The organism is Pseudomonas sp. S8 (assembly GCF_050473925.1).
Taxonomy (GTDB): domain Bacteria; phylum Pseudomonadota; class Gammaproteobacteria; order Pseudomonadales; family Pseudomonadaceae; genus Aquipseudomonas; species Aquipseudomonas parakoreensis.
Window position 1 is genome coordinate 3,637,502 of record NZ_JBFDVZ010000016.1, and the last position, 12,462, is coordinate 3,649,963.

The following is a 12,462-nucleotide window of genomic DNA, read 5'->3' on the forward strand; positions in this document are numbered from 1 at the left end:
CTGCGCATCGACTTTTACTGCGGCCAATCAAGATTCAGGATAAGTCCGACAAAATGTAAGTCACAAGAAAGAGCCCACGCGGCAATGGAGCAAATCACACACGCCCTGCTGAAAGATATGACATCGGCAAATCCGGAAACAATCTACCCGCCATGTCCGGCACAGCGAGGGAGCATGCCCCCTCGCCTGCGCTCATGACTGCGGCTTTTCGCCGTACCAGCGCGGCGTGTAGACCCACTCGCCACCTTCGGCCTTGGGGAACGTGCACGTGGTCGAAGAACCAATCAGTACCATGGTGCGCATGTCCACCTGATCCGGGGTCAGTTGCCCCAGTGTGGTGACCCGCAGGGACTGCCCCGGCCGACCGATGTCGCGCCCCAACACCACCGGCGTCGCCGCAGTGCGATGTTGCGCAACGATTTCCAGTGCACGTCCCAGTTGCCACGGACGCGCCCGGGAGATCGGATTGTAGAAGGCCAGGGCCAGATCGGCGGCGGCCGCCAGATCCAGACGCTTCTCGATGATCGACCACGGTTTGAGGTTATCCGACAGCGACATCACGCAGAAATCATGACCCAGCGGCGCACCCGCTTGCGCAGCCGTGGCGAGCGAGGCGGACACTCCCGGCAGGATTTCCAGCTCGACGCTGTGCCAGGACGGATCGGTCGACTCGTGCAATGCTTCAAGCACCGCTGCGGCCATGGCGAACACGCCGGGGTCGCCGGACGAAACGACGATCACCGAACGGCCCTCGGCCGCCAGCCGAAAGGCGTGGCGGGCGCGCTGCATTTCTTCGCGATTGTCGGTGCAGTGCTGCACCTGATCAGCGCGAAACGGGCCGGCCATGCGCACATAGGTTTCGTAACCGAGCACATCGGTGGCCCGCGCCAGTTCCGCCTTGACCGCAGGCACCATCAACTCGGCAGCGCCGGGGCCGAGGCCGATCACCGCCAGGCGCCCACGCTGACGACCGATCTGCGCGACGTCCAGCGGCTGTTCGGCGCGCGCAATCGCCAAGCCGTTGGCACGGCTGATCGTGGCCTGCGGCAGTGCCTGACGCGCCAATACGTCGAGGTCGTTGTGCGCCGCGACAAAGCGCAGTGGCACACCCAGTTCGAGCGCGGCTTCACGCAGTTTGGCCGCCGCCATTTCCGTGTCAGCCGCCAGCAGACAGGCCAGCGCCTGCTGCGCAACCCCGGCCTGCTGCAACGCGGCGCGCACGGCATGCGGCAGATCGTCCAACTGCGCACTCACCGCCACCGCCACACTGCGCGGATAGATCAGCAGCTCGTAGGCGCTCGCAACACGTTCGGCACTGCCGACATGAATCGAGCGCTGCGCCTGCGGGTCTTGCGGCAACTGCGCCTGATCCAGCCACGGCGCCGCACCTTCGATGCGCACGCTGTGCCCGGCCAGCAGATCGGAAACGAAACGCTTGCCCAGTTCCAGATCCGCCAGCGCATAGCCGCTGGGTGGGTTGAGCAGGCAAGTGCCAAAGCGCAATTCGCCACTGGTGGTGATCGCCGCTGCGACCTGCAATGCGCCAGCGATTTCCCGGGCCATGACATTCACTCCGCCGAGGCCGCCGAGCAGCGGCACCACGGCGCTGCCATCTTCGGCAACGGCGAGCACCGCCGGTTCAGCACCTTTTTCCAGCAACAACGGCGCCAGGGTGCGAATGACAATGCCGGCCGCGCACAGGGCAATGATCGGCGTGTCTTGCTGGTACAGCTCACGCAGGGTTGCGCCGAATTCCTGATAGCGGCGGTCGGCGCCTTCGACGCGTCCGGCGAGGCCGTGGATCTGCGCCGTCGGATACACCTGCTGGATACGTCGCGCGGTGGCCAGCGCGCTCTGTCCGAGGATGACAATGGCCGGAGTGGACTGTGTCATCAACCTTGCCACCGTTCACCCGGTACGATGATCAGCGAGAAGTACGGCGAGGACATCGGCTCGACCTGATCCAGCGGTACGATCTTCTGATTGGCCATGGTCGCGCGTTCGACGTACAGCGCCCGCTCAGCCAGCCCGAGCTCTTCGAGTACCGCTCGGACTTTGGGAAAGTTGCGCCCCAGTTTCATGATCACCGCCGCATCGGCGTCGGCCAGACGGCGCTTCAGATCCTCGTGCGGCAGTACACCGGAGAGCACCGACAGGCTCTGGTTGCGATACACCAGCGGCGCGCCGAGTACCGAGGCGCCGCCAAGCATCGAGCACACGCCCGGCACCACTTCGGCTTCATAGCGGGTGGACAACCGGTCATGCAGATACATGTAGGAGCCGTAGAAGAACGGATCGCCTTCGCAGATCACTGCAACGTCGCGCCCGGCGTCCAGATGCGCCGCGACTTCTTCGGCGGCATCGTCGTAGAAATCACTGATCACTTGCTCGTAGGACAGCGGCGCCGGCAGCACTTCGGTGGTCACCGGGTACACCAGCGGCAGCAGATTCTGCGCGTCCTGCAGGTGCGCTTCGATGATGCCGAACGCATTGCCTTTCTTGCCCTTGGCGACGAAGTACGCCACCACTGGCGATTCGCGCAGCAGACGCAGGGCTTTCACGGTAATCAGTTCCGGATCACCGGGGCCCACGCCGAGGCCGATCAGACGTCCTGTTGCCTGCATCATTCGACCTCCGTGGCGAGGGCATTGACTGCGGCGGCGGCCATGGCGCTGCCGCCGAGCCGGCCTTGCATGATCACGAACGGTACACCGCGACTGTCAGCCGCCAGCGCCGCTTTCGATTCGGCGGCGCCGACGAAGCCCACCGGGAAGCCGAGGATCAGCGCCGGTTTCGGTGCGCCGGCGTCGAGCATTTCCAGCAGATAAAACAGTGCGGTCGGCGCGTTGCCGATCACCACCACGCTGCCTTCGAGATGCGGTCGCCACAACTCCAGCGCCGCCGCCGAACGGGTGTTGCCCAGCTCGCGGGCCAGGTCGGGCACGCTGTCGTCGCGCAAGGTGCAGATCACTGGGTTGTTCGCCGGCAAACGCGCACGGGTCACGCCTTCGGAGACCATCCGCGCATCGCACAGGATCGGCGCACCGGCTGCCAACGCATCGCGCCCGGCCTTGCCGGCGCCCTCGGAGAATTGCAGACCGTCGATGGCCTCGACCATGCCGCAGGCGTGGATCACCCGCACCGCGAGTTTTTCCAGATCGGCCGGGATGCGTGCCAGATTGGCCTCGCTGCGAATGATCGCGAAGGAGTTGCGATAGATCTCCTGACCGTCGCGGATGTAATCAAGCATCAAGGGGGCTCCGTGAGCGGGCGTCGAGCAGGATCGCGGCCGCTTCAATAGTAAGGTTGCGTGCGTACAGCGTGCCGAAACCCGGCAGCGCTGCATCGCGAAAATAGAGGTCGTAATGACCGGGGCTGATCGCCAGCAATGTGGCGGGTGCGCGGTGGGCCGCCGCGCAAGAGCGCGGGCAGCCGGACAGGTGCACGTTCTGCGCCTGAGGCAACAGCGTCGCCAGCCATCGGGCGTCGTGTTTGGTATCGGCCAGGCCTTTGCCGCAACCGCTGGAACCGGTGCAGGCAATCAGCCTGGACAGCGGCTCACTGGCATCGGTCAGCCAGTGCAATTGCGTCAGTGTTTGCAAGACTTGCGCCGCGTCGGAGGGCTTCACGTTCGGCAGCAACAGACTTTGCCACGGGGTGAAACGCAGGCTGCCATCACCGTACTCGCGGGCCAGCCGGGCGGCGCCACGCAGCATGGCCGGGTCGAGACGGCCAAGCGCCGGCACCGCGCCGACATACACCCGGTCGGCAGCGTTTTGCGGGTGAACACCGATGTGCAGAGCCTCCGCCAGCGGCGTGCGCTGTCGGGCAACGACGGCTTTGATCGCCACCCGTTCGCGCAACTGTTCGAGGAAGGCCGGCATCGGCCATTCATCAAGCAAATGGCGCATGCGCGTCTGCTCCGGCCGAGCCCGCTCGAGGAACAGCTCCAGCACCGCGACCACCAACGCATGGCCGTTTTCCAGGGTCACGGCACCGGCCGCCCGATCGGTCGGACAGCCGGCCAGACCGAACGCCAGCAAGACTTCATCGTCACACTCAAACGCCGACAACCACAGATCATGCGGATGTTCGAGCATCGCCAACGCCTCACCACCGTCCAGTTGCACGGCAAACTTGGCGCTCAACTCGGGAAAGCGCGGATGCGTCTGCAATGTCAGCAGAATCTGTTCGGCCAGAGGCCGGGTATCGAATAGCAACCGCCGATCGATACCGGCGCTCGGGCTGAGCATCAGGTTGCGTACATCGTCACCCGCTGCGGTTTGCGGCCCGAGGCCGGCGGCCAGCAAGCTGTCGGTCAATACCGCTGACTGCTCACCGATGCCGCGAATCTGCAGATTGGCGCGGTTGGTCGCCTCGATTTCCCCACGGGCGAAACGCTCGGCGGCATTGGCCACCGCGTCGGCCTGATCGGCAGTGATCGAACCGCCATTGAGCTTGATCCGGCAGATGCCGCCGTCCAGCGCCTGGACGATACGCAACAACCCCGGACAAGCCGAGGGGCGCAGAGCGGTGGACAAAGGGCGTTCGTTCAAGGGATGACCGGCTGACTGGCAGCGCTGTGGTGGGCGAAAGGTCGCCATTATGCCTGCTTTGCCCGAGCGCATGAAAATGCCTGCCGGTCGGAAATTGCACCCAGGCTGCAATTCCCGCTGTCAGGCGCTGCTTCAGAGTTGGTATTCCTCAAACCTGGACGCATTCTCGCGAATGGCTTGCTCCACACTTGCCCGGTTGGCATCCATGGCCCGGCGCTTGATCAGCAGCTTTCTGGCGCGAATGTCCAGTTGTGACATCGGTTGATGAACCTGCCAGAACAGATAGTTGGTATTGAGTACCAACTTGATAAAGCGGATATGGCTGATGACCACCACCAACTCGTCACGGGTGTTCTGACTGACCGGCAAAATGTGCGAGTTGAAGGTTTTGCCACTCAGCGCGGAAAACTGCTTCAACAATGCCGCATCTTTTTCCAGCGCTGCCAGTCCCGCTTCAACCTGGGTCAGTTGCGAACGCGCGAGCAACGGCGCAGTCAATCGCCGCCATGCCTCCTGCACACTCCCGGAAAACGCCGTCTGGACCAGCACCACTGGCTGTTCCTCAAGACTCCAGCCAAACGACCAGAGGATACCGGCAAAATGATCGAACCACTGCGCAGGCTGAGTACTGCTGTTATAAACGCCGTCCGCCTTGATCTGCGCGAGATAAATGCAGTGCTTCACAAAGTTGTTATCGGCCTCGGCCCGACCTTCCAGGCCGGTGAATAACATATTGTTAACGGCCACTGCGTTATTCTGACTTAAACGTGTATTGGAACTGATATCCATATCATCTCCTGCCAACTTGGCATTGATTATTTATCGATCTATTGCGCCAGACTTATTAAAAAACTGACCTGAAGCAAACTAACAAAAACAGCAGTTGAAAAAACCAATATTGCTCAACAACACGTTTCCGCGCGGCTTTCGGCCCCCGCGACGACAGACCCGCGTCAGATGCCGGCCGCCGCGTTATCATGCCGCCCTTGAAGATCTACCCTGGATTAAAGGAACGGCATGACACCCTGGCTGACGGTTGTGGGAATCGGTGAAGACGGCTTCAAGGGCCTGGGCAAAAATGCCCGGCGCGCCCTGATGGGCGCCTCGCGGATCATCGGCGGCCAGCGGCAACTGGATTTGCTGCCGGTATGCATACGCGGTGAACGCGCGTTGTGGCCAAGCCCGTTTTCCCTCGCGCCCGTATTGGAGCAGCGCGGCGAAGCCGTGTGCGTGCTGGCCAGCGGTGATCCGATGTTATATGGCGTCGGCGCCAGCCTTGCGCGGCAGGTGCCGAGTGCCGAGATGCTGATCCTGCCGGCGCCCTCTTCCTGTTCGCTGGCCGCCGCCCGGCTCGGCTGGCCGTTGCAGGATGTAGTGACACTGTCGCTGGTCGCGCGACCTTTGGCGGCACTCAATGCACAGCTGTTCAGCGGCGTACGCCTGTTGCTGCTGAGCAATGACCGGCAAAGTCCGACGGCGGTCGCGGCGCTGCTGCGCGAGCGCGGATTTGGCGGCAGTCGCCTGAGTGTTCTCGAGCACCTGGGCGGCGACGCCGAGCGGCGCATCGACAGCACTGCCAATGACTGGAGCGACCCGACGATTGCCGATCTGAATGTGATCGCCATCGAATGCCTGGCCGATGCGCAGGCACCGCGCCTGTCGCGTCTGGCCGGACTGCCCGACTCGGCATTCCAGCACGACGGGCAACTGACCAAACGCGATGTCCGCGCCATCACCCTCGCCCGCCTTGCGCCGATCCCCGGCGAACTGCTGTGGGATGTCGGCGGCGGTTGCGGCTCGATCGGCATCGAATGGATGCGCGCGCACCCCAGCTGCCGTGCCATTGCCATCGAGGCAGACGAAGGCCGACAGGCCTTGATCGAACACAACCGCGACGCGTTGGGCGTACCCGGTCTGCAATTGGTGCGGGGCCGCGCACCGCAGGCGCTCGCCGGGCTGGAGCGCCCCGACGCGATCTTCATCGGCGGCGGCGTGACCCGTGAGGGCGTGTTTGCAACCTGCTGGGATCAACTCAAACCCGGTGGTCGACTGGTGGCCAACGCCGTGACCCTGCAAAGCGAAGTCACCTTGATGAACTGGCGCGAACGCCATGGCGGCGAACTGACCCGAATCCACGTTGCCCAGGCGCAACCGCTCGGTGAGTTCGACACGTGGCGGCAGGCGCTGCCGATCACCTTGCTCGATCTGGTCAAACCCCTCGATGCGTGACGAAACCGCCGAACAACCCGCGCCGCTGCGTAGCGGCCTGACCACTGGCAGCTGCGCCACCGCCACCAGCCTTGCCGCCGCGCGCCTGCTGCTCGACGGTACCTCGGCGGACGCGGTGCAGATCGTCCTGCCCAAGGGCAAGCAGGTGCAGATGCGCCTGGAGTTTTGCCGCTTGACCGCCGACGGCGCCGAGGCCGGAACGATCAAGGACGCCGGCGACGACCCCGACGTGACCCACGGTGCGCTGCTCTATTCACACGTGCGGCTGCTGGCCGCGCCGGGGATTCGCTTCGTCGCGGGCACAGGTGTCGGCACCGTGACCCGGCCGGGACTGGTGCTCGGCGTCGGTGAGCCGGCAATCAACCCGGTGCCGCGCAAGATGATCAGCGATCACTTGAGCCTGCTCGCCGCCGAAAGCGGTTATGGCGGCGGCTTCGAGGTCACGGTCAATGTCGAGGGCGGCGAAGCGCTGGCGCTGAAAACCATGAATCCACGGCTGGGCATTCTCGGCGGGCTGTCGATTCTCGGCACCAGCGGTATCGTTCGGCCGTTTTCCTGTGCGGCGTACATTGCCTCGATCCATCAGGGCATCGACGTCGCCAAAACCAATGGTTACCTGCACATCGCTGCGTGCACCGGCAACGCCAGCGAAGACACCATGCGCCGGGTCTACGACCTGCCCGAAATCGCCTTGATCGAAATGGGCGACTTTGTCGGCGCGGTGCTCAAGCATCTGCGCAAAGTGCCTGTGGATAAACTCAGCCTGTGCGGCGGCTTCGGCAAGATCAGCAAACTGGCGGCCGGGCACATGGATCTGCACTCGCGCCATTCCAGCATCGACCTGCCGCAACTGGCCGAATGGGCGGCGGCGATTGGCGCCGATCAGGCGTTGCAGCAAAGTATTCGTGAAGCGAACACCAGTCAGCAGGCCTTGGCGATGGCCAGTGCGGCAGGCATTGCCCTCGGCGATGAGGTCTGCCGCCACGCGCTGAATTTCGCCCGCAGCGTGGTGCCGGCGCAGGTTCAGGTCGAGGTGTTTGCGATTGATCGCCAGGGCGGCATTGTCGGCCACGCCGGAGGTTTTGCATGAAGCGCATTCTGTTGCTGGGCGGCGTCACCGAAGCCCTGGCCATCGCCCGTACGTTGGGGCCAGAACACATCTACAGCCTGGCCGGCGTGGGCCGGGTGCCGACCGACCTGACCTGCCAGGTACGCGTCGGCGGCTACGGCGGGGCCGAAGGTCTGACGCAGTTCATTCGCGACGAAGGCATCGACCTGCTGCTCGACGCGACCCACCCCTACGCCGCGCAAATCAGCCACAACGCCGCCCGCGCCGCGCAACTGAGCGGTATCCCTTGCTGGGCCTTGCGCCGCCCCGCATGGCAGCCGCAACCGGGCGATGACTGGCGCGAAGTCAGCGACTGGGCCGAACTGACCGCAGCCCTCACACCGTTCCGCCGCCCGCTGTTCACCCTCGGCCGCGAACCGCTGCAACACCTCGACGAAATCCCTGCCCACCAGTTCTGGACCCTGCGCGCCCTCGACGCTTATCCCGGTAACGAACGCTGCGAAGTCATCGGCGCCCGTGGGCCATTTCTGCTTGCGGAAGAACGCGCGCTCTTCGAACGCCGGCAGATTGATGTGCTGATCAGCAAGAACAGCGGCAGCACCGCGACCGAGCCGAAGCTGGAAGTGGCGCGGGAGCTTGGGGTGCCGGTGATGGTGTTGAAGCGGCCGGAGTTGGCGGGAGTTGATCGGGAGTTTCTGACGACGGCTGAAGTCTTCGCTGCCCTTGCCGCCTTCACCCGGCTTTAGCCAGGTGCAGATTTCGAATACGCCTTCGCGGGCAAGCCCGCTCCCACAGTGGTCGGCGGCAACCGCATAGTCTGTGTATGCCAGAAACCCAGTGGGAGCAGGCTTGCTCGCGAAGGCGTCGGATCTGGCGTTGCACATTTCCACCGCTACACTCATTTCCATTGATCTGCGACACCAAACCGCACGACGCCTTTTTACTTATCGGCCCTGATCAGGCTAAATAGCCCGCGCCTGATCGCCCACCCAACGGATCTGTCCCATGAACCGACACCGGCTCGCATTTGCCTGGATCGCCTGCTTTGCAGTGCTGTTCAACATGCTCGCCATGCCGATGACCGGGGCGCTGGCGCAGGCGGCCAATTCACCGGCCGAACAATTGCTGTGGAGCAGTTTCTGCACCGGCAGCGGGACGAAGATGGTGGCGATCAACATCGGCGCCCCAGAGCAGAAAGCCCCGTCCAACGACAGCCATTCCAACATGCAGCATTGCTGGTGCTGCTCGGGTTCAGCGCCGCTGGTGGCGTTGCCGGGGCATGCGCCGCAGCTGTATTTTGCCCGCTTCGAAAGCAATCGCAGCGTGGCGCCGCCCTCGTTGCAAACACCGACACCGCGCCAGCAATGGCCGAGCCTTAATCCCCGCGCCTCGCCTCTGGTTTGATTTGTTCTCGCAATTGACCTGCGTATCAAATCGTTCTGGAGAACTGCCATGTTGAACAAACTCTTCGTCATCGCTGCGCTGTTGCTGCCGGCGTGCTTCGCCCATGCCCACGAATACAAGGCCGGCGAGCTGGAAATCGCTCACCCGTGGTCGCAGGAGTTGCCGCCCAACGCGCCAACCGTCGCCGCTTATTTTGTGATCAGTAATCCCGGCAAGACCGACGACCGCCTGCTCAGCGTCGATTCGCCGATCACTGACGAGGCTCAGTTGCACGAGCACGTGATGCAGGGCGATCTGATGAAAATGCAGCAAGTGCCCAACGTGGAGATCCCGGCCGGCGGCAAAGTGACGTTCGCGCCGATGGCCTATCACGTGATGCTGCTCAACCCGAAAGACCGCAGCCTGCTCAGCGACGGTAAACGCTTCCCGCTGACCCTGCATTTCGAAAAGGCCGGCAACGTTACCGTCGAAGTCGCGGTGCAGAAGAAGCCACCGGAAACCAAGGCACACGATCACGCCCAGTAACCGATCCGGCTGACCACGCCCGTGCGCCCGCAACGCGCCGGGGCGTCCAGCAAGCATCGCCAGAGTCAGGCTCTGACCCGCGGTAGCTGGATCGCCCTGTTCGCCATGTTGATGATCTTCATCGGCCCGCTGATTTCTCAGTCGATGCCGATGGATCAGCACGCCTCGAGTTCCATGCCGATGAGCATGGACATGGCCATGCCGGGTATGGATCACGCCGCGCACGGCGCACAACCGGCTGCCGAACACTGTCCGCCGCAATCATCGCACCACGCCCTGTGGGAAAAGTGTGGTTATTGCAGCCTGCTGTTCAATTGCCCGGCGCTGACCGGTGGCGGCACGTTCGCCACATTCAGCATCACCCACGTCAACACCTTCGTCCCATCCTCCCCGCGTCTGGGCCATGCCCGGCAGACCTTCTTCCCTGGCGCTCGCACCCGCGCCCCGCCCGTCACAGCGTAAACACCGCACCTTTGATTGCACACGGTTGAGAAGACAGCTTCAGGCTGCCGGCCGTGTCGTTTACGACTGTTTGATGGAAATTGTCATGTCCAGGTTTGCTGCTGTTCCACGTTTGAGCACTGCTCAGGCGTCTTTCGCCTTGAACGAATCGCGGATTCGTTTCTCGCACGCTACCGCCGTCCTTTGCGGCGTCCTGCTGTCGCCGCTGGTGCTGGCCGATGACCACGCCGGGCACAACGAAGAACTGAGCCCGACGGTGATCACGGCCATCGCCCCGAGCTCGCCGCTGACCATCGTCACCAACCCCAAGGACCCGCGCCAACCGGTGCCGGCCAGCGACGGCGGCGATTACCTGAAGACCATTCCCGGCTTCGCCCTGGTGCGCAACGGCGGCACCAATGGCGACCCGGTGCTGCGCGGCATGTTCGGTTCGCGGCTGAACATTCTCACCAACGGCAGCATGCTGCTCGGCGCCTGCCCGGGGCGGATGGACGCACCGACCTCGTACATCTCGCCGGAAACCTACGACAAGCTCACGGTGATCAAAGGCCCGCAAACCGTACTCTGGGGCCCGGGCGCATCGGCCGGCACGATCCTCTTCGACCGTGAGCCGGAGAGCTTCGGCGAACTCGGCACGCGGGTGAATGCCAGCGTGCTGGCCGGCTCCAACGGACGCTTCGACAAGGTCGTCGACGCCGCTGCCGGCGGGCCATTGGGCTACGTGCGGGTGATCGGCAACACCGCGCACTCCGACGACTACCGCGACGGCAACAACGACATCGTTGCCTCGCGCTACGACAAGTGGAACGGTGACATCGCCGTCGGCTGGACCCCGGACGCCGACACCCTGATCGAACTCACCGCCGGCAAGGGCGACGGCGAAGCACGTTACGCCGGACGCGGCATGGACGGTTCGCAGTTCCTGCGCGAAAGCCTCGGCCTGCGCTTCGAAAAATCCAACATCACTGACGTACTGGAGAAACTCGAAACCCAGGTCTACTACAACTACGCCGACCATGTGATGGACAACTACACCCTGCGCACGCCGTCCGGCACCGGGATGATGGCCGGGCCCATGGCCTCCAACGTCGACCGTCGGACCCTCGGCGCGCGGATCAAGGCGACCTGGCGCTGGGCCGACATCCAGCTGATCACCGGCCTCGATGCGCAGACCAACGAACACCGCCAGCGCAGCGGCATGGGCATCGACACCTACAAGGATCAGCCCTACACCAAGGACGCCGATTTCCATAACTACGGCGTGTTCAGCGAAATGACCTGGTACGCCGCCGACCGCGATCGGCTGATTACCGGCGCCCGGGTCGACCGTGCCTCGGCCAAGGATTACCGGCAGAGCATCGGCTCGGGGATGATGAGCCGCCCCAACCCGACCGCCGACGAGACCCGCGCCGACACCCTGCCCAGCGGTTTCGTGCGCTACGAGCATGACCTGACCGACACACCGGCCACGCTGTACGCCGGCCTCGGTCACGCGCAGCGCTTTCCGGATTACTGGGAGCTGTTTTCACCGAAGTCCGGCCCGGCCGGTTCGCTGAATGCGTTCGACTCGATCAAACCGGAAAAGACCACCCAGTTCGACTTCGGCGTGAACTACAAGACCGCCGAACTCGAAGCCTGGGCCTCGGGCTACGTCGGTGTGGTGCGCGACTACATCCTGTTCGACTACACGCCAACGATGATGGGCATGAGTACTTCGCGCGCGGAAAACATCGACGCACGGATCATGGGTGGCGAACTCGGCGCCGCCTACAAACTCACCGATAACTGGAAAGCCGACGCGACCCTGGCGTACGCCTGGGGCAAGAACAGCAGCGATGGCAAGGCCCTGCCGCAAATGCCACCGCTGGATGCGCGTTTCGGCCTGACCTACAGCGAAGACAACTGGAGCGCCGGGGCGCTGTGGCGCGCGGTCGCGGCGCAAAACCGCATCGACCAGAACAAAGGCAACGTGGTCGGCAAGGACTACGACAAGAGCGGCGGCTTTGGCGTGTTCTCGCTCAACGGCGCCTACCGGATCAACAAGAACTGGAAGGTCAGCACCGGCGTCGACAACCTGTTCGGCAAGGCTTACGCCGAGCACCTGAACCTGGCGGGCAACGCCGGTTTCGGCTACCCGGCCAACGACCCGCAAGCGATTAACGAGCCGGGGCGCACGCTCTGGACCAAGGTCGACATGAGTTTCTGACAAGAAAAAAT

General features: G+C 63.7%; 12 protein-coding genes. 7 read left to right on the plus strand and 5 right to left on the minus strand.

Annotated features, from left to right (window positions below; translation table 11 throughout):
* Nucleotides 1-192 precede the first annotated feature (192 nt).
* From cobJ to AB1J88_RS17600, 5 genes are all read right to left on the minus strand, one after another.
* Nucleotides 193-1,893, minus strand: coding sequence for a precorrin-3B C(17)-methyltransferase (gene cobJ, locus AB1J88_RS17580; RefSeq protein ID WP_430291590.1), 1,701 nt, complete (start codon nucleotides 1,891-1,893; stop codon nucleotides 193-195).
* On the minus strand, nucleotides 1,893-2,627 hold the full coding sequence (locus AB1J88_RS17585) for a precorrin-2 C(20)-methyltransferase (protein ID WP_430291591.1): 735 nt from the start codon (nucleotides 2,625-2,627) through the stop codon (nucleotides 1,893-1,895). Before AB1J88_RS17585 ends, cobJ begins: the two co-directional genes overlap by 1 nt.
* Complete coding sequence (locus AB1J88_RS17590; RefSeq protein WP_108181556.1) at nucleotides 2,624-3,250, minus strand: precorrin-8X methylmutase; 627 nt, start codon at nucleotides 3,248-3,250, stop codon at nucleotides 2,624-2,626. The genes AB1J88_RS17585 and AB1J88_RS17590 overlap by 4 nt, the downstream gene beginning before the upstream one ends.
* Nucleotides 3,243-4,541, minus strand: coding sequence for a precorrin-3B synthase (gene cobG, locus AB1J88_RS17595; protein WP_430292697.1), 1,299 nt, complete (start codon nucleotides 4,539-4,541; stop codon nucleotides 3,243-3,245). The genes AB1J88_RS17590 and cobG overlap by 8 nt, the downstream gene beginning before the upstream one ends.
* A 147-nt stretch (nucleotides 4,542-4,688) precedes the next feature.
* Complete coding sequence (locus AB1J88_RS17600) at nucleotides 4,689-5,303, minus strand: hypothetical protein (RefSeq protein ID WP_430291592.1); 615 nt, start codon at nucleotides 5,301-5,303, stop codon at nucleotides 4,689-4,691.
* A 270-nt stretch (nucleotides 5,304-5,573) separates the two neighbouring features.
* Between AB1J88_RS17600 and cbiE the strand changes: the two genes are divergently transcribed.
* The 7 genes from cbiE (at nucleotide 5,574) to AB1J88_RS17635 (ending at nucleotide 12,451) form a co-directional block, all read left to right on the plus strand.
* On the plus strand, nucleotides 5,574-6,785 hold the full coding sequence (gene cbiE / locus AB1J88_RS17605) for a precorrin-6y C5,15-methyltransferase (decarboxylating) subunit CbiE (protein ID WP_430291593.1): 1,212 nt from the start codon (nucleotides 5,574-5,576) through the stop codon (nucleotides 6,783-6,785).
* Entirely contained in the window at nucleotides 6,778-7,875 is a 1,098-nt protein-coding gene (locus AB1J88_RS17610) for a cobalt-precorrin-5B (C(1))-methyltransferase (protein ID WP_430291594.1), read from the plus strand. Before cbiE ends, AB1J88_RS17610 begins: the two co-directional genes overlap by 8 nt.
* Nucleotides 7,872-8,600: a cobalt-precorrin-6A reductase gene (locus AB1J88_RS17615; RefSeq protein ID WP_430291595.1), complete on the plus strand. Its 729-nt coding sequence runs from the start codon at nucleotides 7,872-7,874 to the stop codon at nucleotides 8,598-8,600. Before AB1J88_RS17610 ends, AB1J88_RS17615 begins: the two co-directional genes overlap by 4 nt.
* 259 nt (nucleotides 8,601-8,859) lie before the next feature.
* A complete protein-coding gene (locus AB1J88_RS17620) occupies nucleotides 8,860-9,258 on the plus strand; it encodes a DUF2946 domain-containing protein (protein ID WP_108181550.1) in 399 nt (132 codons plus the stop codon).
* 48 nt (nucleotides 9,259-9,306) lie between these two features.
* Nucleotides 9,307-9,783 (plus strand): copper chaperone PCu(A)C, encoded by a 477-nt coding sequence (locus tag AB1J88_RS17625; RefSeq protein ID WP_430291596.1) that lies wholly within the window; start codon nucleotides 9,307-9,309, stop codon nucleotides 9,781-9,783.
* A 21-nt stretch (nucleotides 9,784-9,804) separates the two neighbouring features.
* Nucleotides 9,805-10,245, plus strand: coding sequence for a DUF2946 domain-containing protein (locus tag AB1J88_RS17630; protein WP_222016801.1), 441 nt, complete (start codon nucleotides 9,805-9,807; stop codon nucleotides 10,243-10,245).
* An 85-nt stretch (nucleotides 10,246-10,330) separates the two neighbouring features.
* Nucleotides 10,331-12,451, plus strand: a complete 2,121-nt coding sequence (locus AB1J88_RS17635) for a TonB-dependent copper receptor (RefSeq protein ID WP_430291597.1) — start codon at nucleotides 10,331-10,333, stop codon at nucleotides 12,449-12,451.
* Nucleotides 12,452-12,462: the final 11 nt, after the last annotated feature.

Excerpts from the sequence above, each read along its gene's own strand:
- cobJ (WP_430291590.1), bottom strand. The coding sequence starts at position 1,893 with ATGACACAGTCCACTCCGGCCATTGTCATCCTCGGACAGAGCGCGCTG.
- AB1J88_RS17585 (WP_430291591.1), bottom strand. The coding sequence starts at position 2,627 with ATGATGCAGGCAACAGGACGTCTGATCGGCCTCGGCGTGGGCCCCGGT.
- AB1J88_RS17590 (WP_108181556.1), bottom strand. The coding sequence starts at position 3,250 with ATGCTTGATTACATCCGCGACGGTCAGGAGATCTATCGCAACTCCTTC.
- cbiE (WP_430291593.1), top strand. The coding sequence starts at position 5,574 with ATGACACCCTGGCTGACGGTTGTGGGAATCGGTGAAGACGGCTTCAAG.
- AB1J88_RS17610 (WP_430291594.1), top strand. The coding sequence starts at position 6,778 with ATGCGTGACGAAACCGCCGAACAACCCGCGCCGCTGCGTAGCGGCCTG.
- AB1J88_RS17615 (WP_430291595.1), top strand. The coding sequence starts at position 7,872 with ATGAAGCGCATTCTGTTGCTGGGCGGCGTCACCGAAGCCCTGGCCATC.
- AB1J88_RS17620 (WP_108181550.1), top strand. The coding sequence starts at position 8,860 with ATGAACCGACACCGGCTCGCATTTGCCTGGATCGCCTGCTTTGCAGTG.
- AB1J88_RS17625 (WP_430291596.1), top strand. The coding sequence starts at position 9,307 with ATGTTGAACAAACTCTTCGTCATCGCTGCGCTGTTGCTGCCGGCGTGC.
- AB1J88_RS17635 (WP_430291597.1), top strand. The coding sequence starts at position 10,331 with ATGTCCAGGTTTGCTGCTGTTCCACGTTTGAGCACTGCTCAGGCGTCT.